This is a genomic window from Marichromatium sp. PS1 (genome assembly GCF_041155115.1).
GTDB classification, from domain to species: Bacteria; Pseudomonadota; Gammaproteobacteria; order Chromatiales; family Chromatiaceae; genus Marichromatium; species Marichromatium gracile.
On sequence record NZ_BAAFHB010000006.1, the window covers coordinates 1 to 22,500 of the forward strand.

The 22,500-nt window shown below is 67.7% G+C and carries 20 protein-coding genes, 2 rRNA genes and 1 riboswitch (1 of these 23 only partly in view); of the genes, 9 read left to right on the forward strand and 13 right to left on the reverse strand.

Annotated features, from left to right (window positions below):
* Nucleotides 1-103: 103 nt before the first annotated feature.
* From ACAM26_RS15640 to ACAM26_RS15675, 8 genes are all read right to left on the reverse strand, one after another.
* Nucleotides 104-733, reverse strand: a complete 630-nt coding sequence (locus tag ACAM26_RS15640; RefSeq protein ID WP_369613786.1) for a phosphoribosylanthranilate isomerase — start codon at nt 731-733, stop codon at nt 104-106.
* A gap of 23 nt (nt 734-756) precedes the next feature.
* The gene (gene truA, locus ACAM26_RS15645) at nt 757-1,539 is read right to left on the reverse strand and encodes a tRNA pseudouridine(38-40) synthase TruA (RefSeq protein WP_123141542.1); all 783 of its coding nucleotides are present in this window, start codon (nt 1,537-1,539) and stop codon (nt 757-759) included.
* Between the two features lie 111 nt (nt 1,540-1,650).
* Entirely contained in the window at nt 1,651-4,218 is a 2,568-nt protein-coding gene (locus ACAM26_RS15650; protein WP_369613492.1) for a FimV/HubP family polar landmark protein, read from the reverse strand.
* A 130-nt stretch (nt 4,219-4,348) separates the two neighbouring features.
* A complete protein-coding gene (gene asd / locus ACAM26_RS15655; protein ID WP_123141906.1) occupies nt 4,349-5,473 on the reverse strand; it encodes an aspartate-semialdehyde dehydrogenase in 1,125 nt (374 codons plus the stop codon).
* Between the two features lie 99 nt (nt 5,474-5,572).
* Nucleotides 5,573-6,652, reverse strand: a complete 1,080-nt coding sequence (leuB, locus tag ACAM26_RS15660; protein WP_123141908.1) for a 3-isopropylmalate dehydrogenase — start codon at nt 6,650-6,652, stop codon at nt 5,573-5,575.
* An 85-nt stretch (nt 6,653-6,737) separates the two neighbouring features.
* A complete protein-coding gene (gene leuD, locus ACAM26_RS15665; protein ID WP_005224567.1) occupies nt 6,738-7,376 on the reverse strand; it encodes a 3-isopropylmalate dehydratase small subunit in 639 nt (212 codons plus the stop codon).
* Nucleotides 7,376-8,779: a 3-isopropylmalate dehydratase large subunit gene (gene leuC, locus ACAM26_RS15670; RefSeq protein WP_123141546.1), complete on the reverse strand. Its 1,404-nt coding sequence runs from the start codon at nt 8,777-8,779 to the stop codon at nt 7,376-7,378. The genes leuD and leuC overlap by 1 nt, the downstream gene beginning before the upstream one ends.
* A 69-nt stretch (nt 8,780-8,848) precedes the next feature.
* The gene (locus ACAM26_RS15675; RefSeq protein ID WP_123141547.1) at nt 8,849-9,778 is read right to left on the reverse strand and encodes a metallophosphoesterase; all 930 of its coding nucleotides are present in this window, start codon (nt 9,776-9,778) and stop codon (nt 8,849-8,851) included.
* A gap of 89 nt (nt 9,779-9,867) precedes the next feature.
* Here ACAM26_RS15675 and ACAM26_RS15680 point away from each other — a divergent pair, with 89 nt between their 5' ends.
* From ACAM26_RS15680 to ACAM26_RS15710, 7 genes are all read left to right on the forward strand, one after another.
* Nucleotides 9,868-10,857 (forward strand): serine/threonine protein kinase, encoded by a 990-nt coding sequence (locus ACAM26_RS15680; RefSeq protein WP_369613491.1) that lies wholly within the window; start codon nt 9,868-9,870, stop codon nt 10,855-10,857.
* Entirely contained in the window at nt 10,845-11,279 is a 435-nt protein-coding gene (locus tag ACAM26_RS15685) for a YchJ family protein (protein ID WP_369613490.1), read from the forward strand. Before ACAM26_RS15680 ends, ACAM26_RS15685 begins: the two co-directional genes overlap by 13 nt.
* A gap of 60 nt (nt 11,280-11,339) precedes the next feature.
* Nucleotides 11,340-11,645, forward strand: coding sequence for a DUF4342 domain-containing protein (locus ACAM26_RS15690; RefSeq protein WP_123141913.1), 306 nt, complete (start codon nt 11,340-11,342; stop codon nt 11,643-11,645).
* Nucleotides 11,646-11,717: 72 nt separating this feature from the next.
* Nucleotides 11,718-11,897 (forward strand): hypothetical protein, encoded by a 180-nt coding sequence (locus ACAM26_RS15695; RefSeq protein ID WP_123141915.1) that lies wholly within the window; start codon nt 11,718-11,720, stop codon nt 11,895-11,897.
* Nucleotides 11,898-12,023: 126 nt separating this feature from the next.
* Complete coding sequence (locus ACAM26_RS15700; RefSeq protein WP_123141551.1) at nt 12,024-13,247, forward strand: HD-GYP domain-containing protein; 1,224 nt, start codon at nt 12,024-12,026, stop codon at nt 13,245-13,247.
* 49 nt (nt 13,248-13,296) lie between these two features.
* The gene (locus tag ACAM26_RS15705) at nt 13,297-14,517 is read left to right on the forward strand and encodes an HD-GYP domain-containing protein (protein WP_123141552.1); all 1,221 of its coding nucleotides are present in this window, start codon (nt 13,297-13,299) and stop codon (nt 14,515-14,517) included.
* A 26-nt stretch (nt 14,518-14,543) separates the two neighbouring features.
* The gene (locus ACAM26_RS15710; protein ID WP_369614066.1) at nt 14,544-15,962 is read left to right on the forward strand and encodes a DUF4139 domain-containing protein; all 1,419 of its coding nucleotides are present in this window, start codon (nt 14,544-14,546) and stop codon (nt 15,960-15,962) included.
* Nucleotides 15,963-16,235: 273 nt separating this feature from the next.
* On the opposite strand, the gene ACAM26_RS15715 is transcribed toward ACAM26_RS15710, so the two are convergent.
* Nucleotides 16,236-16,583 carry a TusE/DsrC/DsvC family sulfur relay protein gene (locus tag ACAM26_RS15715; RefSeq protein ID WP_123141554.1) on the reverse strand — a complete coding sequence of 116 codons (348 nt, stop codon included), beginning with the start codon at nt 16,581-16,583 and terminating at the stop codon, nt 16,236-16,238.
* Nucleotides 16,584-16,840: 257 nt separating this feature from the next.
* Nucleotides 16,841-16,939: riboswitch (yybP-ykoY riboswitch) on the forward strand.
* A 178-nt stretch (nt 16,940-17,117) separates the two neighbouring features.
* Between ACAM26_RS15715 and ACAM26_RS15720 the strand changes: the two genes are divergently transcribed.
* Nucleotides 17,118-17,714 carry a TMEM165/GDT1 family protein gene (locus tag ACAM26_RS15720; RefSeq protein ID WP_369614067.1) on the forward strand — a complete coding sequence of 199 codons (597 nt, stop codon included), beginning with the start codon at nt 17,118-17,120 and terminating at the stop codon, nt 17,712-17,714.
* 5 nt (nt 17,715-17,719) lie between these two features.
* On the opposite strand, the gene ACAM26_RS15725 is transcribed toward ACAM26_RS15720, so the two are convergent.
* On the reverse strand, nt 17,720-18,991 hold the full coding sequence (locus ACAM26_RS15725; RefSeq protein ID WP_369614068.1) for a D-amino acid dehydrogenase: 1,272 nt from the start codon (nt 18,989-18,991) through the stop codon (nt 17,720-17,722).
* A gap of 134 nt (nt 18,992-19,125) precedes the next feature.
* Nucleotides 19,126-19,791 carry a phosphate uptake regulator PhoU gene (locus ACAM26_RS15730; protein ID WP_369614069.1) on the reverse strand — a complete coding sequence of 222 codons (666 nt, stop codon included), beginning with the start codon at nt 19,789-19,791 and terminating at the stop codon, nt 19,126-19,128.
* Between the two features lie 131 nt (nt 19,792-19,922).
* Between ACAM26_RS15730 and ACAM26_RS15735 the strand changes: the two genes are divergently transcribed.
* Nucleotides 19,923-20,303, forward strand: a complete 381-nt coding sequence (locus ACAM26_RS15735; protein ID WP_369614070.1) for a DnaJ family domain-containing protein — start codon at nt 19,923-19,925, stop codon at nt 20,301-20,303.
* A gap of 405 nt (nt 20,304-20,708) precedes the next feature.
* On the opposite strand, the gene rrf is transcribed toward ACAM26_RS15735, so the two are convergent.
* Nucleotides 20,709-20,824, reverse strand: a 5S ribosomal RNA gene (gene rrf / locus ACAM26_RS15740).
* Between the two features lie 105 nt (nt 20,825-20,929).
* Nucleotides 20,930-22,500 (reverse strand): 23S ribosomal RNA (locus ACAM26_RS15745) (it continues 1,317 nt past the right edge of the window).

The window sequence follows — 22,500 nt, forward strand, 5'->3', positions numbered from 1 at the left end:
CGTCTCGGGCACGAAGGTACCGCCATAGGGCCCGAAGTGACCATCGGCGTCGGGCAGGTCGTAGTGCCCCTGGCTGGCGGCCCGCTGGCTCAGCGGACGCGTGCTATCGGCATCTGTCGCCATCTCTTACCCCTGTCATGAAGGCGGAAATCTTTGCGTGATCCTTGACCCCTTTCGACGCCTCGACGCCACCACTGACGTCGACGCCGAAGGGCCGCACTGCGGCGATCGCCGCGGCGACGTTGTCCGGTGCGAGACCACCGGCGAGCACGATCTCGCCGCGCAGCGCCTGCGGGATCCGCGCCCAGTCGAAACGCTCCCCGGTGCCCCCGGCGACCCCGGCGCGATAGGTATCGAGCAACAGCCCGGCGCCGCCGGCATAGCGCGCGCGCGCCGCCTCGAGCACGATACCCGGGCGCATCCGCACCGCCTTGATCCAGCGCCGCCCGAAGGCCGCGCAATACTCGGGCGACTCCTCGCCGTGGAACTGCAGCAGCTCCAGCGGCACCTGGCGCAGGGTCTCGCGCACCCGCTCGGGGTCGGCGTCGACGAACAAGCCCACGGCGGTGACGAAGGGCGGCAACCGCTCGCACAGTGAGCGCGCCTGCGCGATGGAGACGGCGCGCGGGCTGTCGGGATGGAACACCAGCCCGACGGCGTCGGCGCCGGCGGCGGCCGCCGCGTCGATGTCCGCCGCGCGGGTCAGCCCACAGATCTTAACCCGGGTCCTGATCATGGCGTAAACCTCCCGGGGCCTCAGTCCGCCGCCAGCCGCTGCAACGGCGTGCGATACACCGCCTGCGGCAGGGCGAAGTGTTCGGGATAGTCGGCGCGCACGAAAAACAGCCCCTGGGGCGGTGCGGTGACGCCACCGCGGGTACGATCGCAGACCTCCAGCAGTTCGCGGGTCCAACCGACCTCGGCCTCGCCGCGACCGATCGCCACCAGCACCCCGGCGATGTTGCGCACCATGTGATGGAGGAAGCCGTTGGCACCGATACGCAGGACCACCAGATCGTCCTCGGCGTCGACCTCGAGATAGTGCACCCGGCGCACCGGGCTCTTGGCCTGGCAGGCCACGGCGCGGAAGCTCGAGAAGTCGTGCTCGCCGACCAGCGCGCGCGCGGCCTCGCGCATCCGCGCCAGGTCGAGGGCGTCGTGGACCCAGACGGCACGGTTGCGCGCGAGCGGCGAGCGGGTGCGACGCACCTGCAGCTGATAGCGATAGTGGCGCGCCACCGCGCTGAAACGCGCATGGAAATCGCCCTCGACCCGGTGCGCCCAACGCACCGCCACGTCGGGCGGCAGGTTGACGTTGGTGCCGAGCACCCAGGAGCGCTCGCTGCGCGAGGCGGTGGTGTCGAAGTGCACCACCTGCTCGAAGGCATGGACGCCGGTGTCGGTGCGCCCGGCGCACTGTACGCCGAGCGGATGATCGGCGACCCGCGAGATCGCCGCCTCGAGGCATTGTTGCACGGTGCGCACCCCGACCTGGGTCTGCCAGCCGTGGAAGTCAGAGCCGTCGTACTCGACGCCCATCACGATTCGTCCAGGCGTCACGCCGGTCTCTCTCCTGTGAATGGCTGCAGGGACACGGACGTGTCCCACCCCCGCCGCGCGGGGGCGATCGATCGTTTCATGCGCGCCCCGTCACCCCAGCTTGTCGAGGAGTTGACGAGCCTCCTGGCGCTGGTCCTCGCGGCCGTCGGCGATCACCTCTTCGAGGATCCCGCGCGCGGCCTCCTTGTCGTCCATGTCGAGATAGGCACGGGCGAGATCGAGCTTGGTGGCGTTCTCGTCCCACAGCCCGGAGTCCATCTCCCACTGCGAGAGCAGGAACTCGCTGGGGTCGGTATCGGCCACCGGCTTGACCTCGCCCCCGCCCGCGGGACGGGCAGAGGACTCGGGCGCGAGCGGCTGGGGCGTGCTCTGCGGCGCCAGGTCGGTATCGGAGAAGCCGTCGAGATCCTCCAGGGTCAGCATCAGCTCGGAGTCGTCGGCGGCGGACTTCGAGGCCGCGCCGGGATCGAGCGACGCCTCGGGGGCGGATGGACGCGAGGCCGCAATCCGCTCGCCACCGGCGCCATCGCCACGGGCGGGGGGCGGTGTCTTGGCCGCCGCAGGCTCCTCGAGATCGGTGTCGTCGAACAGCAGCGGCAGATCGAAGTCATCGTCCCTGGCCTCGGGCTCGGGCCGGGGCTTGTCCTCGGAGGGTGCGGGCGCCGGATCGGCGACATCCTCGAGATGCAGGGAGATCGACTCCTGCGAGGCCGATGGCAGGTCGAGCCCCGCCGCTTCGACATCGCCAGCCGACGGTGGCGCGGCCTCTGCACCGCTGCCGGCGGCAAGGGCCGAGTGCATCTCGAGCAGGCGCTGCCACCCCGTCGGATCGATGCGCTCGCCATCGGCGGCGCGACCGTCCTCGAGCAACGCCTCCAGGGCCGCGACATCGCGCGTGGCGAAGTACGCCTCGGCGAGCTTGAGCCGCAGATCCATCCGCTCCGGCGCGGCATCGAGTTCGCCGCGCAACAGCCGCACCGCCTCGTCATAGCGACCATAGGCGATATAGATATCGGCCTCGGAGAGCGGATCGGCCTCGTCGAGGGTCGAGTCGAACTGGGTGAGCGAGGAGAAGGGCGAGCCCGAGGCATCCTCGTCGGCCAGGGCCGACAGCTCCGCCGCCTCGCTGATCCGGGTGTCCTGCTCGGCGGTGCGACGCGCCGGCACGTCGAGCGGCTCGAACTCGGACTCGATATCCAGGGTCGAGACCAGCTCGGTGTCCTCACGCTGGCGCCGGCGTGAGGACCACCAGGAAAAGCCGATCAGCCCGAGCGCGGCGATCGCGGCGAATCCGGCCAGCGGCAACAGCAGCGCGTGCCAGAGCGAGTCGGACGCCTCGGGCGTCGGCTCGACGACTGGCGGTGGCGACTGGCGCGGCGACTTGCTCGGCGCCGGCTCGCTGACGGTGGACGCCTCCCGCTCGCTCACCACGGGCGCGGGCGTCTCGCTCGCTGCGGGCTCGGTCACGGATTCGGGCGCGGCAACGACCGAAGGGGCCATCGGCTCGGCGGCGGCCGTCGAGTCGCCATCGTCCACCGCCGTCGTGGCCGCCGTCTGCAGCCGCACCACCTCGGCATTGCGGGCGCGCAGCAGTTCCTTGATCTCGACGAGCTGGGATTCGAGCTCGCGGATGTGCGCGCGCAGCTCCAGCGTCTCCTGACGGGCGCTCTCGTGCGCCTGCATCACCGTCATCAGCTCTTGCTCGAGCGCCACCACCTCGGCCGAGCGCGCCGGCGATGAGGTGCCGCCGGGTTGCGCCTCGTCGTCACCACCGGGCATCTCGCCGACCTCGCCGGCGATCCTCAGCCGCGCTGGCTCGGGCGGTGGCGGCGCCAGGGGCGCGCGGTTGACCGACTCGCCCCGCATCGCCGCCTGGAACTCGGTCTGCGCGGCCGCCGGATCGAGTGCGAACAGCTCCTCGGCGGAGGGGATGGTCAGGGTCTCGCCGGCGACCAGACGGTTGATGTCACCGCGGATGAAGGCGTCCTGGTTGGCGCGATAGAGCGCCATCGCGGTCTGCGCCAGGCTCGCCCCCTGGGACTTGGACTCGAGCGCGAACTGCCACAGCCCCATCCCCTCGGGGACCGGGCCGACCTGGACGGGGAAGACCGAGGGATCGACGCCCTCGGGCAGCTCGATGGCGGCAGGCGCTGACTGCGGACTCGGCGCGGTCTGTTCGAGGGGCGCGCGCGACGGCGTCGGCGTGCGTGCGGGCCGCTCGGAGACCCGCGGCGCGGTGACTGCCGGGGCACGCGACGGGGTGCTCACCGGCGGGTCGAGGAGCACGGTATAGCCGCGCACCAGCTGACCCTCGGGCCAGGTGGCCGCGACCAGGAAGTCGAGATAGGGCTCGCGGATCGGCTCCCGACTGGTGATCCGGACGATCGGCAGTCCGCCCTCGCTGACCGCGGGTTCGAACTCGAGCTGGGTGAGATAGTGATAGCGCTCGAGCCCGGCCCGATTGAACGCCTCGGCGGGCGCCAGCTCGATGCGTACCGTATCCAGGGTATCCGGGTCGACGTCGATGAGCGCGATGTCGCCCCGGAAGGGCTGGTTCAACGCCGAGTACGTCTGCAGGCCTCCCAGCCCGAGCGCACCCGCGTCGGTCACGACCAGGGTCAGCGCCAGGACCGACGCCAGAGTGAGATTGCGAGACATCGTCCTCCCTCATGCACCTTGTGCAGCGACGATCCGTCGGCCGGATCCCGAGCGACTCCCGACGGGCCGAACGAAATGACTCCCGACTATATCCGATCGGTCGACGCGCACCAAGCAAACATCCTTGATTTCAGGCACCCTGCGCGAGCAGGATCGTGAGCATCCGCCGCAGCGGCTCGGCCGCGCCCCACAGCAGCTGATCGCCGACGGTGAAGGCCGAGAGATAGCGTGGACCGAGGTTCATCTTGCGCAGCCGCCCCACCGGCACCTCGAGCGTCCCGGTGACCGCCGCCGGCGAGAGTTCGCGCATGGTGCGCTCGCGCTCGTTGGGGATCACCCGCGCCCAGGGATTGGCCGCGGCGATCAGGCGCTCGATCTCGTCGAGTTCGAGATCACGCGAGAGCTTGATGGTCAGCGCCTGACTGTGACAGCGCATCGCGCCGATACGCACGCAGATCCCGTCGATCGGCAGCGGCGCGGCGGGGTCGATGCCGAGGATCTTGTTGGTCTCGGCCTGGCCCTTCCACTCCTCGCGGCTCTGACCGTTGTCGAGCTGGGTGTCGATCCAGGGGATCAGGCTGCCGGCGAGCGGTACCCCGAAACTCTCGGTCGGGAAGGCCGAGTCCCGCATCGCCGCGGTCACGCCGCGGTCGATCTCGAGGATCGCCGAGCCGGGATCGGCCAGCTGCGGCGCGACTGACTCGTGCAGCGCGTCCATCTGCGCCAGCAGCTCGCGCATGTTGCGTGCACCGGCGCCCGAGGCGGCCTGATAGGTCATGGCGCTGACCCACTCCACCGCGCCGGCGCGGAACAGCCCGCCGATGGCCATCAGCATCAGACTGACGGTGCAGTTGCCGCCGACGAAGTCACGCCGACCGGCGGCGAGCGCCGCGTCGATGACCTCGCGATTGACCGGGTCGAGGACGATGGTCGACTCCGGCGCCATGCGCAGCGCCGAGGCGGCGTCGATCCAGTAGCCGTCCCAGCCGCGCGCACGCAGCTGCGGGTGGACGCGCTTGGTGTAGTCGCCGCCCTGACAGCTGAGGATGACGTCCATCTCCGCCAGCGCGTCGAGCGAATCGGCGTCGCGCAGCGGTTGGGCGCCCCGCCCCACATCGGGACCGGGCTGCCCGGCCTGCGAGGTGGAGAAGAACACCGGCTCGGTGATGTGCGCGAAGTCCCCCTCGGCACGCATCCGCTCCATCAACACGGAGCCCACCATGCCTCGCCAGCCGACGAAACCAACCCGTTGCATTGTTCTCACCCCACAGTCATCTGATCTGGATTCGCCCGCCGGGGCGGCGCGTCGGCATACCGACGCGTTCCGTCCCGACCGGCGTTCGGCGCGATCGGCTCAGGCGCGCAGCGCCGCGACCACCGCATCGCCCATCTCGGCGGTGCCGACCTGGCGCATGCCCTCGGACATGATGTCGCCGGTGCGCAGGCCCTGATCGAGCACCTTGGAGACCGCCGCCTCGATGCGATCGGCCGCCTCGCCCGCGTCGAGCGAGTAGCGCAGCATCATCGCCACCGAGAGGATGGTGGCCAGCGGGTTGGCGATGCCGCGACCGGCGATATCGGGGGCCGAGCCGTGGATCGGCTCGTACATGCCCTGGCCCTCGGCGTTGAGCGAGGCCGAGGGCAGCATGCCGATCGAGCCGGTGAGCATGGCCGCGCAGTCGGAGAGGATGTCGCCGAACATGTTGGTGGTGACCATCACGTCGAACTGCTTGGGCGCGCGCACCAGCTGCATCGAGGCGTTGTCGACATACATGTGCGAGAGTTCGATCTCGGGGTAGTCGGCGGCGGTCTCGATCGCCACCTCGCGCCACATCTCGGTGACCTCGAGCACGTTGGCCTTGTCGACCGAGCACACCCGCTTGCCGCGCTTCATGGCGATGTCGTAGGCGACGCGGCAGATGCGCTCGACCTCCGACTCCTTGTAGCAGAGGGTGTTGTAGCCGTAGCGCTCGCCCGACTCCAGGGTCTCGACGCCGCGCGGCTCACCGAAGTAGATGCCGCCGGTCAGCTCGCGCACGATCATGATGTCGAGCCCGGAGACCACCTCGGACTTGAGGGTGGAGGCGTCGGCCAGCTGCGGGTAGAGGAAGGCCGGGCGCAGGTTGGCAAACAGCCCCAGGCCGGCGCGCAGCCCGAGCAGACCGCGCTCGGGACGCTTGGAGAAATGCAGCGGCTCCCACTTCGGCCCACCCACGGCGCCGAGCAGCACCGCATCGGAGGCCTTGGCCGCCTCCAGGGTGGCCGCCGGCAGCGGATCGCCGCAGTCGTCATAGGCCGCACCGCCGACCAGGGCCTCTTCCATGGTCACGTCGATCGCGCCCTCGGCCTGCAGCGCGTCGAGCACCTTGATCGCCTCGGCGACGATCTCGGGACCGATACCGTCACCGGCGAGAACCAGAATCTTCTTGCTCAAGGGATTTCTCCGAATACTTGGACGATGGCCGCCCGAACGGCGGCCGTCAGGACCCGCCCGCGCCGCGACGGCGCGGGCGACCGGGTCAGATGAACAGCCAGGGCGCCTCGGCGCGACGGCGCTCCTCGTAGGCGCGGATGGTGTCGACCTCCTGCAGGGTGAGGCCGATGTCGTCGAGCCCCTCGATCAGCCGGTGCTTGTTGCCGGCGTCGATGTCGAAGGCGATGCGGGTGGCGTCATCGAGGATCAGCGTCTGACCGGGCAGGTCGACGGTGATGCGCAGCGCCTCGGGACCGGTCGCCTTGCCGAACAGGGCGTCGATCACCGGGGCCGGCAGCACGATCGGCAGGATGCCGTTCTTGAAACAGTTGTTGAAGAAGATGTCGGCGAAGCTCGGTGCCAGGATCACCCGCAAGCCGAAGTCGGCCAGTGCCCAGGGGGCGTGCTCGCGCGAGGAGCCGCAACCGAAGTTCTCGCGCGCGAGCAGGATCTCGGCGCTGGCGTAACGATCGTCGTTGAGCACGAACTCGGGGTTGAGCGGACGGTTGCTGCAGTCCATCCCCGGCTCGCCGTGGTCGAGATAGCGCAGCTCGTCGAACAGATAGGGACCGAAGCCGGTGCGCTGGATGCTCTTGAGGAACTGCTTGGGGATGATCGCGTCGGTGTCGATGTTGGCCCGATCGAGCGGCGCCACCACGCCGGTGAAGTTCTTGAACGCTTCCATCACAGCTCCCTCACGTCGACAAAGTGCCCGGTCACCGCGGCGGCGGCGGCCATGGCGGGACTCACCAGGTGGGTGCGACCACCCTGCCCCTGACGGCCCTCGAAGTTACGGTTGGAGGTCGAGGCGCAACGCTCGCCCGGCTCCAGACGGTCGGCGTTCATCGCCAGACACATCGAGCAGCCCGGCTCGCGCCACTCGAACCCGGCCTCGGCGAAGACCTTGTCGAGCCCCTCGGCCTCGGCCTGCTCTTTCACCAGACCCGAGCCCGGCACCACCATCGCCAGCTTGATGCCGGGGGCGACCTTGCGGCCCTTGGCGATCTCGGCGGCGGCGCGCAGATCCTCGATGCGCGAGTTGGTGCAGGAGCCGATGAAGACCTTGTCGGGACGGATGTCGGTAATCGCCATCCCCGCCTCGAGCCCCATGTACTCGAGCGCGCGACGGATGCTGGCGGCCTTGACCGCGTCGGCCTCGGCGGCCGGATCCGGCACCCGGCCGTTGATGTCGAGCACCATCTCGGGCGAGGTGCCCCAGGTGACCTGCGGCGCGATGCTGGCGGCGTCGATCTCCACGACCTCGTCGAACGCGGCGCCCGGATCGGTGACCAGGGTGCGCCAGTGCGCGGCGGCACGCTCGAACAGCTCACCCTCGGGGGCCAGCGGACGCCCGCGCATGAACTCCACGGTCTTCTCGTCGACGCCGATCAGCCCGGCGCGCGCCCCGGCCTCGATGGCCATGTTGCAGACCGTCATGCGCCCTTCCATGGTCAGCGCCTCGATCGCCTCGCCGGCGAACTCGATGACATAGCCGGTGCCACCGGCGGTGCCGATCTTGCCGATCACTGCAAGCACGATGTCCTTGGCGGTGACGCCCTCGCCGAGCTGGCCGTCGACGCGGATCAGCATCGACTTCGACTTGCGCTGGATCAGACACTGGGTGGCCATCACGTGCTCGACCTCGGAGGTGCCGATGCCGAAGGCCAGGGCGCCGAAGGCGCCGTGGGTGGCGGTGTGGGAGTCACCGCAGACCACGGTCGAACCCGGCAGGGTGAAGCCCTGCTCGGGACCGATCACGTGCACCACGCCCTGGCGCTGGTCGGACATCGGGAACTCGCGGATGCCGAACTCGGCGCAGTTGGCGTCGAGGGTCTCGACCTGCAGTCGCGAGACCGGGTCGGCGATGCCCTGGGCACGGCCACTGGTGGGCACGTTGTGATCCGGCACCGCGAGGTTCGCGGTGGTACGCCACGGCTGGCGCCCGGCCAGACGCAGCCCCTCGAAGGCCTGGGGCGAAGTGACCTCGTGGATCAGCTGACGATCGATATAGAGCAGTGCCGTGCCGGTCTCGTCGACGCGCACGACGTGCTCATCCCAGAGTTTGTCGTAGAGGGTCCTGGCGCCCATAGACTCTGTCCTCGGTGCGAACGGTGCGAAAAAGGGAATCCCCTAGAGTAGTCCGCTGAGGGGTAAAACTCAATTCTCACCATCGAGATCACGCCCTTGCGCCCACACCGGCTCGATCTGGAAGGGTTCGTCGGCGATCGGATCGATGGTGATCCAGACCCCACCGATCGAGGGCGACCCCGGCACCTCGACACGTACCAGCCGGTCACCCGCCCCACCCTGCAGCGGTCGATCGTGACGCAGCCGGTGGGTGTCGCCGTGCAGCGCCAGCACCGGCCCGGGAAAGCGCGCCAGGGTCTCGGCGAGGGCCTCGCGCACCCAGCCCAGCGCGCGCGGGGCGCGGCGGCGCTCGAACAGCGGATCGACATGGAAGACCACCACCAGCGCATCGAGTCCCGCCACCCGGGCCGCGTCGGCCGCCTCGCGCAGCAACGCGCGATTGGCCGCACGCCGCGCCGCCGACTCGGCCTGTGCACGCGGCTCGGCCCGGCGCGCGCCATCGTGACTGCCGACCACGTGCAACACGACGAACATCACCCGACGATGAACGAAGCGGTAGAGTTCGGGATAGTCGGGCGTTGCGGCCCGGGCGCCGAGCTGCCCGAGCCGCAGCACGGCGGGGTCTTCAAAGAAGAGCGCGCGCACCCGCGCGAGCCGCTGCAACGGATCGTGGCCGCCGGCCAGCAGACGATGGCAATCGGTCCATTCGTTGTCGCCCGGGGTGTAGACCACCGGCACCGGCTGTGCCGCGAACAACCCGGCGATCCCCGCCAGCTGGGCGTCGGTGCACGGCTGCGAGCCGCTCTTGATGTCACCGACATGGATCAGAAAGGGGCTGCCCTCGGCAGCGGCATGCGTGAACAGCGCCCGCAACCCGGCCAGCTCGGACCCACCGTAGGGGAGATCACCGACGGCGAACACCCGCCAGGGCGCGGCACCCGCGGCGAGCGGCAGCCACAGCGCCAGCAGGGTACAGAGCAGTGTCGTACGCATCTTCATCAGGACTCCTCGGGCATGGAACGGCGCAGCAGCGGCTGGATCTCCGATCGTGCTCCCCGGGCGGGCGGCGATCCGCGTAGAATCGTGCCATGGATACAACCGATCCCACACCCTATGCCGACCTCGGCCCCGACCGCATCCTCGATGCCATCGAGTCGGTCGACCTGGTCCCCGACGGGCGCATGCTCGCGCTCAACAGCTACGAGAACCGCGTCTACCAGATCGGTCTCGACGAGACCACGCCGGTGGTGGTCAAGTTCTATCGCCCCGGTCGCTGGAGCGATGCGGCGATCGCCGAGGAACACGACTTCGCCACCGAGCTGGCAGAGCGCGAGATCCCGGCGATCGCGCCGCTGCGTATCAAGGGGGAGACGCTGCACCACTTCGCCGGACACCGCTTCTCGGTCAGCCCGAGACGCGGCGGGCGCGACCCCGAGCTCGACGACCCCGAGGTGCTGGAGTGGGTCGGGCGCTTCATCGGCCGCATCCACGCCGTCGGCGCCACCCGCCCCTTCGCGCACCGCCCGCGACTCGACATCGACGCCTTCGGCACCGGCCCGCGCGCGTTGCTGCTCGATCAAGAGTGGATCCCCGCCGAGCTGCGCGAGACCTACACCGAGGTGAGCGCCAGCGCGCTCGCGGCGGTCGCCGAGTGCTACGCGCGCGCCGGACGGGTACGCGAGATCCGGCTGCACGGCGACTGCCATCGCGGCAACCTGCTGTGGACCGACGCCGGACCGCACTTCGTCGACTTCGACGACGCGCGCAGCGGCCCGGCGGTGCAGGATCTGTGGATGCTGCTCTCGGGCAGCCGTGCCGAGCAGAGCCGACAGCTCGCCGACGTGCTCGCCGGCTACGAGGACTTCTGCGATTTCGACGTGCGCGAGCTGCACCTGGTCGAGGCGCTGCGCACCCTGCGCCTGATCCACCACGCCGCCTGGCTGGCGCGGCGCTGGCAGGACCCGGCCTTTCCCGCCGCCTTCCCCTGGTTCGCCACCACGCACTACTGGGAACAGCACATCGCCCAGCTGCGCGAGCAGCTCCTCGCCATGGAGGCCGGACCACTATGGCCCGCCTGAACACGCCAAGCCCCGTGGTGAAGACGAGCGCCTGCCCCTGCGGCAGCGGCAAGGCGCTCGCGGAGTGCTGCGGGCCTTATCTGGCCGGGGAGGCGCACGCCGAGAGCGCCGAGCGGCTGATGCGCTCGCGCTACACCGCCTTCACCCTGGAGGCGTACGATTATCTGCGCGCCACCTGGCACCCCGAACACTGCCCGACCGATCTCGGCCCCGACGATCCGCCACCGCGTTGGCTCGGACTGCGCATCCTCGCCAGCAGCGCCGGCGGCCCCGACGACGACCAGGGCACGGTCGAGTTCGTCGCCCGCTACAAGATCGGCGGTCGCGCACATCGGCTGCACGAGCGCAGCCGCTTCATCCGGCTCGAGGGACACTGGGTCTATGTCGACGGAACCTTTCCCGCGACACGCACGACGAACTGAAACACCGCCGGGCATCGCCCGGCCCCGATCATCCAAGCCAGAAACACCGAGGAATCAGACATGAGAGACGATCACCGACGACCGACCCGCGAAGAATTCACGGTCGCCGGCGGCGCGCTGGTCGACAAGATCAAGGAACTGGTGCGCCAGGGCAACGTCAGACGGCTGATCGTGCGCCGCCCCAGCGGCCAGATCCTCACCGACGTCCCGCTCAATGCCGGACTCGGCGTCGCCGCGGCGCTCACCCTGATCGCCCCGGTGCTCACCGCGCTCGGTGCCATCGCCGCGCTGCTCGCACAGTTCCGCATCGAGATCGAGCGCGACCCGGGCCAGCCGCGCGGCCCCTACCCCGACGACCCTCGCTAGTCACCCCGCCGCGGCGGCACCGGCCGCGGCCGCGACCGACCATCTGTATCAACGAGAAACCGGAGGTTCACGATGAAGCAGATCAAGCAGACCGAGGACTATGTGATCTACCAGAAGCGCACCGGGCGCTATGCCGTGCGCGACCCACGCGAGAAGCGCTGGATCAACGGCGAGGCCAAGGAGACGATCCTGCGCACCGAGCAGCTCATCCCCGCAGCCGGCGCAACACGCCAGACGGAGCGCGCCGACTGACCGCGCCGCGCGCCCCGGGGCGGGACTGCCCGGGGCGCGCGTTTGATCGTATGATGTCCGTCGAACCAGCGAGCAGCAAGATCTCGACGCGCTCGTACCGGCACGACGGACAATCAGCAAGACGGCATGATTAAAAAGATCCGTATCGATCAGCTTCGCCCGGGGATGCACATCCATGATCTCAACTTCGGCTGGACCGATCACCCCTATGTGCGCAACGACTTCCTGATCGAGGACGAACAGTCCCTGGCGCAGGTGCGCAGCCTCGGCATCCGCGAACTCTACATCGACACCGACAAGGGGCTCGACGTCGCCAGCGCACCGAGCCGCCTGGAGGTCGAGGCGGCGCTCGAACGCGAAATGGTCGAGGTCGCCGACAACTCCCCGGACCCCCATCAGCCAACCACCCTCGAGGACGAGCAGGAGCAGGCCCGCAAGGTCCACCGCGAGGCCAACCAGCTGATTCGCGAGCTGATGGAGGACGTACGCCTGGGTCGTCAGATCGACGTCGAGCGCACCGACCCGGTGATCAGTCGCATGGTCGGCTCGATCTTCCGCAACCGCGACGCGCTGCTCGGGCTGACGCGGATCCGCCGCATGGACCGCTACACCTTCGAGCACTCGGTCAACGTCGCCGTGCTGATGACCTCCTTCGCCACCACGATGAAGCTCTCCCCCGAGCTGGTCCACCAGATCGGCGTCGGTGCCCTGCTCCACGACATCGGCAAGACCCTCACCCCCCCCGAGGTGCTCAACAAGCCCGGACGACTGAACGCCGCCGAGGTCGAGATCATACGCGGTCACGTCGTCGACAGCCGCGACATCCTCGCCCGCGCCCCCGGCATTCCACCAGTGGCCCTGGCCGTCGCCGCCGAGCATCATGAGCGCATCGACGGCAACGGCTACCCCGACGGCAAGATCGGCGACCAGATCAGCAGATACGGACGCATGGCGGCGATCGTCGACGTCTACGACGCCATCACCTCCGATCGCGTCTATCACAAGGGCATGGACCCTCACCGGGCGCTACGCAAACTGCTCGAGTGGAGCAGTCATCATCTCGATGCCGGGCTGGTGCAACACTTCATCCGCTGCGTCGGCATCTACCCGGTCGGCACCCTGGTCCGACTCAAGAGCCAGCGCCTCGCGGTGGTGGTCGGTACCGGGCGCAGCGGCGTGCGCCACCCCAAGGTACGTCTGGTGCTCGATATCCAGCGCCGCCGTTATCTTCCACCCGACGAGCTGGACCTGTCCGATCCCGCGATCGAGGCCGAGGAGTCGATCCTCAGCGCCGAGCCGCCCGAACGCTGGGGCATCCGCCCGGAGGACCTGCTGCAGCCCCTGCCATGAACGCTGGCATGCAGTCCGACCTCGCGACGAACAATGGAGACTGTCCACGGTGATCAAGAAGATCGCGATCGACCAGCTGCGCCCCGGCATGCACGTCCATGACCTCAACTTCGGCTGGTCCGACCACCCGCTCGCGCGCAGCGACTTCCTCCTTGAGGATGCGCGCGCGCTGGCGCAGATCCGCAGCCTCGGCATCCGTGAACTCTACATCGACACCGACAAGGGCCTCGACATCGCCGACGCCCGCACCCAGAACGAGGTCGAGCAGGACCTCGAGCAGGAAATGACCCAGGTTGCACTCGCCCAACCGCCCGAGCAACCGCCGACTCCACTGGCTACCGAACTCAGACGCGCCCGCCCGCTCCAGCGTCAGGCCCTCGAGCTGATCCGTCGCGCCATGGAGCAGACCGGACGGGGCCAACCACCCGAGCTGCCGCCGCTGACCGAGTTGATCGAAGCGCTGATGGACTCGCTCGAGCGCAATCGCGACGCCCTGCTCGGTCTGACCCGGGTCCGACGCATCGGGCGCTACACCCTAGAGCACTCGTTCAACGCCGCAGTCCTCACCATCGCCTTCGCCCGCACCCTCGGACTCGAACGCGCCCATACCGCCGAGATCGCGCTCGGCGCCCTGCTCCACGACATCGGCAAGAGCCTGATCCCGGAGGGGATCGTCAACAAACCAGGCGCACTCACCGATGACGAGCTCGCCCTGGTGCACGCTCATGTGCTGCACGCCCACGAGCTGTTGCGCACCCTCCCCGGCATGCCCGAGGCCGCGCTGAGGCTGATCGCCGAGCACCACGAACGCCTGGACGGCTCGGGCTATCCACGCGGACGGCGCGGACTGGAGATCTCGCGCCAGGGGCGGATGGCGGCGATCATCGATGTCTATGACGCGATCACCGCCGACCGGGTCTACCAGACCGGCCTTGAGCCACACCTGGCGCTGCGCAAGCTGCTCGAGTGGAGCCGTTTCCACTTCGACGCCGACCTGGTCCAGCGCTTCATCCGCTGTCTCGGGATCTATCCGGTCGGCAGCCTGGTGCGACTCGACAGCGGCCTGCTCGGCGTGGTGGTGGGCGGCGGGCGCAAGGGACCCTTGCAGCCCGTGGTTCGGGTGTTCATGAACGCCAACCAGCGCCGCAGCGTGGCGCTGTACGATCTCGATCTCTCCGCCCCCGGGATCGGCGACCGGATCAGCGGTATCGAGTCGCCCGCCCACTGGCGCATGCGCCCCGAGGTGGTCCTGCTCCACACGCTCGGCTAACCCGCCCGTCCACAGGAGACCGCACCATGCCCAACCGCCAGCACCCATTCGCCCGGATCCCGCTCGCGCTCGCCCTCGGCGGCGCGCTCCAGGCCGGCGCCGCCGATGAGTTGCGACTCGACGACAGCGCCCGCGAGGGGCTCGGGGTGACCATCTACAACGAGGACCTGGCGCTGGTACGGGACCGGCGCCGGGTCGAGCTTGCAGCGGGCGAAAACCGCATCGCCTGGCGCAACGTCTCGGCCGAGATCCGCCCGGAGACGGCCCTGCTCTCCGCACCCGAGGGCGGCGGCACACTGCGACTGCTGGAACAGAACTTCGACTACGACCTGCTCACCCCCGAGAGCCTGCTGCAGAAGTACGTCGGACGCGAGATCGAGGTGGTGCGCACCGACGCCGAGGGCGAGCGTACCCGTGAACGTGCCCGGGTTCTGGCGGCCAACGGTGGCGTGGTGCTGCGCTACGACGATCGTATCGAGACCGAGGTGGTCGGCCACCTGATCTATCCCGACGTCCCCACCGACCTGCGCGATCAGCCGACCTTGGTGCTGCATCTCGAGACCGAGGCGGCGGGCGCGCGCGCGCTCGAACTCTCCTATCTCAGCGGCGGGCTGTCCTGGCGGGCCGACTATGTCGCCGAGCTCGACCCCGAGCACAACGATCGCATGACCCTCAACGCCTGGGTCACGCTCGACAATCGTAGCGGCGTGGCCTATCGCGACGCCCGTCTCCAGCTCGTCGCCGGCGAACTCAACCAGGTGCGCGAGCGCGTCAGCGCGATAAAGTCCATACGCTTCGGGGTAAACATGGCCGAGGATGCCATGCCCGCACGCGAACAGCTCGACGCCTATCATCTCTACACCCTGCCCCGGCGCACCGATCTGCTCAACAACCAGACCAAGCAGGTCGCGCTGTTCGCCGCCGAGGCGATCCCGATCGAGCGCCTGCTGGTGGTGAACGGACGACAGCTCGGCGCCCGCAACGGCGACGGCTGGAGTCGCCTGCCGGTGCGTACCACCCTGAGCTTCGTCAACGACGCAGCGGGACCGGACATGCCGCTGCCGCGCGGGGTCATCCGAGTCTATGCGCAAGACAGCGACGGACAGGCCCAGTTCGTCGGCGAGGACGCCATCGACCACACGCCCACTGATCAGCGTGTCACCCTGACCCTCGGCGAGAGCTTCGACGTCACCGCCCGGCGCCGCCAGACCGACCTCGAACGGATCGGCGACGACACCGTCGAACTCGGCTTCGAGCTTGAGCTGGCCAACGCCCGGGACACGGCGACGACGGTCGAGGTGCGCGAGCGCATCTCCGGCGACTGGCGCATGCTCGACGAGAGCGCCGACCACACCAAGGCCGCCGCCGACCTCGCGGTGTGGCGTTTGGAGGTGCCCGCCGAGGGACGCACCACCCTGACCTGGCGAGTCCGCATCGAGCGCTGAGACAGACCAGCACCCAAGGCAGACGTTGGGTTGCCGAAAACGGCAACCCAACCTACGAAGGCTCGGCGATCAGCGATCAGAAGATTGAACCGCCAAGGCGCCAAGAGCGCGAAGATGAAGAAAGGCTTCCAGCCGCCAGCCTCCAGTGAGGGGGCAGGGTTGTCTCGTCGCGTCGCGGTTGACCGCAAACCGACACTGGAGGCTGTTTGCTGAAGGCTGGTCGCTTTCTTCGTGTCCTTTGGGTCTTTGCGGTTCAATCCCCTGGCGGCTGGGTCAAACGTCGAGCATCAGCTTGCGCGGCTTGCGCATCCCGGCGATCTTGCACGCCTGCTGGCCGTAGCCGCGCGGGAACAACCGATAGAGCGCGCGGCGGGTCGCCTGCTCCGCGCCCCAGAGATCGCGCATGTGCGCGAGCACCCGCCGCGCCTCGGGGACCGACTCGGTGCGTTCGAAGCGCTCACGCACGAAGCGCACGATCTCCAGCCGCGAGGCGTCGAGCTCCAGCCCATCCTCGGCCGCAAGCGCCTCGGCGAGCGCCGGCGTCCACATCGCGGGATCGAGCAGATAACCCTCCTCGTCTCGCGCGATCCCCTCCAACAGCCCAGAATCCGAACCCTGCATCTCCCCACCCTCCATCCAACGCCCGAACCCTGGAGATGGGGCCAGAAGAACCCGGACCACAAGGACTCAAGCGAGCGGTCAGCCCCGGCGGCGCTTCGATCCAACCGAAGCCGCAGGGCACGCCGCGCTGGCAACTGATCGCTGCAGCCCTTCGCGCCCTTCGAGGCTTTGCGGTTCAATCCTGCTGGCGGCTGGCGGCTGGCGGCTGGCGGCTGGCGGCTGGCGGCTGACTTGACACCCCCACCCCGGGCGGCGAGAATCGCGGCCCACTCCGAGGGGAGTAGTCTCCCGCGCAGCGCGCGGGGCATCCGTCAACAGACTTGGCGATCGCCATGGCGGATGCGGCCCGACGGGCTTGACGAGACCTCGAGCACGAACGCGACGGCCAATGGGCCGGGCGCGCGTCATCGTGTTCGAGTCTTGTGCCTGCGCCCGGCCCCGAGGATCCCATCCGATGTCACCTCCGACGACCACGGCCCAGCGCCGTTCACCGCGCACCGCCACGCCCCAAGCGATCGAGGGGTACGCAGCGGCATGATCGATACCACCATGATCTCGACCGATGGCGGCACACTGTTCGCCACATTCGCGCTGGTCGCACTCGCCGAGATGGGCGACAAGAGCCAGCTGGTGTGCATGGCGCTCGCCGCCCGTCACCGTCACTGGCCGGTGCTGTTCGGCGCACTCGCCGCCTTCCTGTTGCTCAACACCCTGGCGGTGCTGTTCGGCGCCGCGCTCACCCAGTGGATCCCCGACCAATGGCTGGCCGCAGCGGTCGCACTGCTGTTCGCGACCTTCGGGGTCATCGCGCTACGCACCACCGAGGACGAGATGGAGAGTGACGAGAAGACGGTGCAACGCTCCGGGCACAGCATCCTGGTCGCGACCTTCCTGCTGCTGTTCCTCGCCGAGATGGGCGACAAGACCCAGCTCGCCGTCGCCGGTATGGCCACTACCCTGGCACCGTTGCCGGTGTGGATCGGCGCCAACCTGGCGATGGGCGTGACCGCCGCGCTCGGGGTCTTCGTCGGCTGCCGATTACTCACACGGCTGCCGATCGTACTGGCACATCGCATCTCCGGTGCGTTCTTCCTGGTGCTCGCAGCGGTGGCTGCGACCCAGGTGTTCTGAGCCGCTCAGGCGGCCAGCCAGCCGCCGCGATAGCGCGCCAGGGTCAGACCCTCGGGGTCGATCGCGGCGGCTCGGCCGAGCATCAGATCGGCGATCAGACGCGCCGACCCGCAGCTCAGGGTCCAGCCGAGCGAGCCGTGTCCGATATCGAGATAGAGCCCCGCACAACCGCTCTCGCCCAGGATCGGCGGGCCGTCCGGGGTCATCGGGCGCAGCCCGGCCCAGGGCTCGGCCTGACGCGGATCGGCGGCCTCGGGGAAGAGGTCGACGAGCACCCGTCGCAGGGTCTCCAGGCGTCCGCGTCGTAGCCGCAGGTCCATGCCACAGAGTTCGGCGGTGCCGGCCACCCGCAAGCGGTTGCCCAGCCGGGTCAGCGCGACCTTGTTGGTCTCGTCCATCAAGGTCGAGCGCGGCGCGGCCTCGGGATCGAGCAGCGGCAGGGTGAGCGAATAGCCCTTGACCGGATGGATCGGCGCGCGGATGCCGAGCGGGCGCAACAGCCGCACCGCGTCGAGTCCGGCAGCGAGCAGACAGCGATCGGCGACCAAGGGCCCGGCGTCGGTCTCGACCCCGGTGATCGCGCCGTCGCGGATACGCAGCGCCTCGACCCGCACCCCGTAGCGGAACTCGACCCCGAGCCTGATCGCATGGCCCGCCAATGCCTGGGTGAAGCGCAGACAGTCGCCGGTCTCGTCATCGGGGAAGCGCAGACCACCGGCGAGGCGATCGGCGACCCGGGCGAGCGCGGGCTCGTGACGGACGCAGCCCTCGACATCGAGCAGCTCGCAGCGCAGCCCGCTACGTTCGAGGATATCGCGATCGCGCCGCGCCTGATCGAACTGGGCTGCCGAGCGCAGCAGTTGCAGGGTCCCGCCCTGGCCGGCGTCGTAGTCGATCCCGATCTCGGCACGCAACTCGCCCAGGGCGATCCGGCTGTACTCGGCCAGGCGCAGCAACCGCGCCTTGTTGCGGGCATAGTGACGCGCGCTGCAGTTGCCGAGCGTCGCCGCCATGAAACGCAGCATCGCCGCGTCCAACCGTGGTCGCACCCGCAGCGGGGCGTGCGGGGTGAGCAGCCAGCGCAGCGCCTTGAGCGGCAGACCGGGCGCAGCCCAGGGCGCGGCATAGCCGGTCGAGACCTGACCGGCATTGGCATAGCTGGTCTCCAGACCGGAGCCGGCACAGCGCTCGAGTACCGTCACCTCGGCACCGGCGCGGGCAAGTTGATAGGCGGCGGTGGTACCGATCACGCCGCTGCCGATGACCAGAACACGCATCACTCATCCCTCCTCGGGGCCAGGAGATCAGCACGGTCATGCGCCCGACCCGACACCCAATTGCTGAGGGTCGGGGGGAATTGGCGAGGATCAAGGGGTATGGCAGCGAGGGTCAGCGGCCAGATCGCTCTGGCTCAATCGAGCACATCGAGGTTTCCGGTCTCGATATAGGCCAACTGCTCGGCAATGTTGGTCGCACGCTCGGCGATCCGTTCGAGATGGTGTGACATCCACAGCAGCGCCACCTGATCGGGCGCACTCGCGGGGTCTGCGCGCAATTCCGCGATGATGTCGACATTTATCGAATCCAGGTCGCGATCTATCGCGAAATAATCTGGTTCTGAAGCAGAGGAGATGGCCTTTGCGGCGCCCTGCGAATAGCCATTGAGCACCTCATCGAGCAAGCGTCTGCTGTTCTCGCCCAGATCCAAAAGAGAGGCGAACGCCCGGGAATCTGGGTTCCAACCCGGATGTCTCAGCAGCAATCGCCCGAGATCGGCGGCGTGATCGGCGATACGTTCGAGTTCCGAGACCATCTCCAGTGACACGCCAACCAGTCGCAGATCGCGGCCGGCCGGTCGGTGTGCGGCGAGGATCAACAATGCCTCCTGTTCGAGCGCGCGCCGCGCGTCATTGATCTGCTGATCCGCCGCGATCAGGGAGCGCGCTCGCTCCAGATCGCGTGTACGCAAGACATCGAGCCCATCGACCACCATCCCGGCAACCCGCTCACCCAGTTCGATCATGGACTCGCGCAGACCATCCCGTCTGTCCTCGATCAGCGATCGTCGATCCAGCATCACCTCACCCCGCCCTTGCCATCTCGTTGCATAGGAGCAATCTACGCCCGGGGCATGACTGGTCGATGACCGCGAGATGACAGCAGCCAAGCTACAATCCCCAGTCGATCAGTCAAGCGAAACCACGACACATGGATCTCATCGATCAAATCGCCGAACGTCATATCGAACGGGCACGAGCGCGAGGAGAACTCGACGACCTGCCCGGCAGCGGCAAACCACTGCCGACAGAAGACCTCGCCATGGTCCCCGAACACCTGCGCGCCGGTTACCGTCTGCTCAAGGGGGCGGGGTTCATCCCGCCAGAGATCGAGACCCTGCGCCAGATCCGCGACACCGAGGCGCTCATCGCGCGGGTCGAGGATCCACAGGCACGCGCCGAGGCAGCCAGACGCCTCAGGCTGCTCGAAACCCGACTCAGCGAGGGACGCGGACACGGCCTCAATACAGTCACCCGGATGCAGTACCAGGATGCGCTGAATCGAGCATTCTCCGATCGTGAGGGGGATTGAAGGCCAGCGGCCAGCGGCCAGCGGCCAGCGGCCAGCGGCCAGCGGCCAGCGGCCAGCGGCCAGGAGATTGAACCGCAAAGGCGCCAAGGGCGCGAAGGGTTTTGAATGTGGGGGGCGGTCGACGTCCGGCGCACAGCCCCGTCGGTTGGGTTGCCGGCTTTTACCAGCGTCAACGTCTGCTGAGAACGGCAATCGGCGCCGGGACAGGAACCGAACGCTGGCCACGCACTCGCACGCGCCGCGGCGTCAGCCGCACATCCCCGACGCCCCTTGGCGTTCTTTGGGTCTTTGCGGTTCAATCTTTCCGGCTGGCGGCTGGCGGCTGGCGGCTGGCGGCTGGCGGCTTTTTTCGGCGCACAAAGTAAAACCCCCGAGCACAGGGTGCTCGGGGGTTTTGGGATAAGGTCCTGGCAGTGACCTACTTTCGCATGGGGAGGCCCCACACTATCATCGGCGAGGTCCTGTTTCACTTCTGAGTTCGGGATGGGATCAGGTGGTTCCAGGACTCTATGGCCGCCAGGAAAACTGCTTTGTCTTGCCCAATCATCTCGGACAGGACCAATTCGGTTCAGATCGTTGTCGGCAGTTGCGTGAGCCGAGGCCCGTACAACGCACTTGGGTGTTATATGGTCAAGCCGCACGGTCAATTAGTACAGGTTAGCTTCACACGTTACCGCGCTTCCACATCCTGCCTATCAACGTCGTGGTCTTCGACGGACCTTCAGGGGCATCAAGTGCCCAGGGAGACCTCATCTTGGGAGGGGCTTCCCGCTTAGATGCTTTCAGCGGTTATCCCGTCCGTACATAGCTACCCGGCAATGCCACTGGCGTGACAACCGGAACACCAGGGGTACGTCCACTCCGGTCCTCTCGTACTAGGAGCAGCTTCCCTCAAGTCTCCAACGCCCACGGCAGATAGGGACCGAACTGTCTCACGACGTTCTAAACCCAGCTCGCGTACCACTTTAAATGGCGAACAGCCATACCCTTGGGACCGACTTCAGCCCCAGGATGTGATGAGCCGACATCGAGGTGCCAAACACCGCCGTCGATATGAACTCTTGGGCGGTATCAGCCTGTTATCCCCGGAGTACCTTTTATCCGTTGAGCGATGGCCCTTCCATACAGAACCACCGGATCACTAAGACCTACTTTCGTACCTGCTCGACGTGTCTGTCTCGCAGTCAAGCACCCTTATGCCTTTGCACTCATTGCGCGATTTCCGACCGCGCTGAGGGTACCTTCGTGCTCCTCCGTTACGCTTTGGGAGGAGACCGCCCCAGTCAAACTACCCACCATGCACTGTCCCTGATCCGGATCACGGACCGAGGTTAGAACTCCGAACATACCAGGGTGGTATTTCAAGGTTGGCTCCACAGCAGCTGGCGCCACTGTTTCAAAGCCTCCCACCTATCCTACACAAGTAGGTTCAAAGTCCAGTGCAAAGCTATAGTAAAGGTTCACGGGGTCTTTCCGTCTAGCCGCGGGTACTCGGCATCTTGACCGAGATTTCAATTTCACTGAGTCCCTGGTGGAGACAGTGCCGCCATCGTTACGCCATTCGTGCAGGTCGGAACTTACCCGACAAGGAATTTCGCTACCTTAGGACCGTTATAGTTACGGCCGCCGTTTACCGGGGCTTCGATCAAGAGCTTCTCCGAAGATAACCCCATCACTTAACCTTCCGGCACCGGGCAGGCGTCACACCCTATACGTCCTCTTACGAGTTTGCAGAGTGCTGTGTTTTTAATAAACAGTCGCAGCGGCCTGGTCACTGCAACCCTCTTCGGCTCCACGAGCAAGTCGCTTCACCTACCAAGGGCGTACCTTCTCCCGAAGTTACGGTACCATTTTGCCTAGTTCCTTCACCAGGGTTCTCTCAAGCGCCTTGGGATTCTCACCCTGCCCACCTGTGTCGGTTTGGGGTACGGTCATCTGTAACCTGAAGCTTAGAGACTTTTCCTGGAAGCTTGGCATCAATCACTTCGTTCCCGTGGGAACTCGTCATCACGTCTCAGGATTGTGTCCCCGGATTTGCCTAAGGACACTCCCTACTCGCTTGGACCGGCACTACCATCGGCCGGCTGACCTAGCCTTCTCCGTCATCCCATCGCAGTTACAGCTGGTGCAGGAATATTAACCTGCTTCCCATCGACTACGCCTTTCGGCCTCGCCTTAGGGGCCGACTCACCCTGCG

Excerpts from the sequence above, each read along its gene's own strand:
- ACAM26_RS15730 (WP_369614069.1), bottom strand. The coding sequence starts at position 19,791 with ATGCTGGATCGACGATCGCTGATCGAGGACAGACGGGATGGTCTGCGC.
- ACAM26_RS15685 (WP_369613490.1), top strand. The coding sequence starts at position 10,845 with ATGGCCCGCCTGAACACGCCAAGCCCCGTGGTGAAGACGAGCGCCTGC.
- ACAM26_RS15690 (WP_123141913.1), top strand. The coding sequence starts at position 11,340 with ATGAGAGACGATCACCGACGACCGACCCGCGAAGAATTCACGGTCGCC.
- ACAM26_RS15720 (WP_369614067.1), top strand. The coding sequence starts at position 17,118 with ATGATCGATACCACCATGATCTCGACCGATGGCGGCACACTGTTCGCC.
- ACAM26_RS15710 (WP_369614066.1), top strand. The coding sequence starts at position 14,544 with ATGCCCAACCGCCAGCACCCATTCGCCCGGATCCCGCTCGCGCTCGCC.
- ACAM26_RS15725 (WP_369614068.1), bottom strand. The coding sequence starts at position 18,991 with ATGCGTGTTCTGGTCATCGGCAGCGGCGTGATCGGTACCACCGCCGCC.
- ACAM26_RS15735 (WP_369614070.1), top strand. The coding sequence starts at position 19,923 with ATGGATCTCATCGATCAAATCGCCGAACGTCATATCGAACGGGCACGA.
- ACAM26_RS15695 (WP_123141915.1), top strand. The coding sequence starts at position 11,718 with ATGAAGCAGATCAAGCAGACCGAGGACTATGTGATCTACCAGAAGCGC.
- ACAM26_RS15680 (WP_369613491.1), top strand. The coding sequence starts at position 9,868 with ATGGATACAACCGATCCCACACCCTATGCCGACCTCGGCCCCGACCGC.
- ACAM26_RS15650 (WP_369613492.1), bottom strand. The coding sequence starts at position 4,218 with ATGTCTCGCAATCTCACTCTGGCGTCGGTCCTGGCGCTGACCCTGGTC.
- ACAM26_RS15700 (WP_123141551.1), top strand. The coding sequence starts at position 12,024 with ATGATTAAAAAGATCCGTATCGATCAGCTTCGCCCGGGGATGCACATC.
- leuC (WP_123141546.1), bottom strand. The coding sequence starts at position 8,779 with ATGGGCGCCAGGACCCTCTACGACAAACTCTGGGATGAGCACGTCGTG.
- asd (WP_123141906.1), bottom strand. The coding sequence starts at position 5,473 with ATGCAACGGGTTGGTTTCGTCGGCTGGCGAGGCATGGTGGGCTCCGTG.
- ACAM26_RS15675 (WP_123141547.1), bottom strand. The coding sequence starts at position 9,778 with ATGAAGATGCGTACGACACTGCTCTGTACCCTGCTGGCGCTGTGGCTG.
- ACAM26_RS15715 (WP_123141554.1), bottom strand. The coding sequence starts at position 16,583 with ATGCAGGGTTCGGATTCTGGGCTGTTGGAGGGGATCGCGCGAGACGAG.
- leuD (WP_005224567.1), bottom strand. The coding sequence starts at position 7,376 with ATGGAAGCGTTCAAGAACTTCACCGGCGTGGTGGCGCCGCTCGATCGG.
- truA (WP_123141542.1), bottom strand. The coding sequence starts at position 1,539 with ATGGGCGTCGAGTACGACGGCTCTGACTTCCACGGCTGGCAGACCCAG.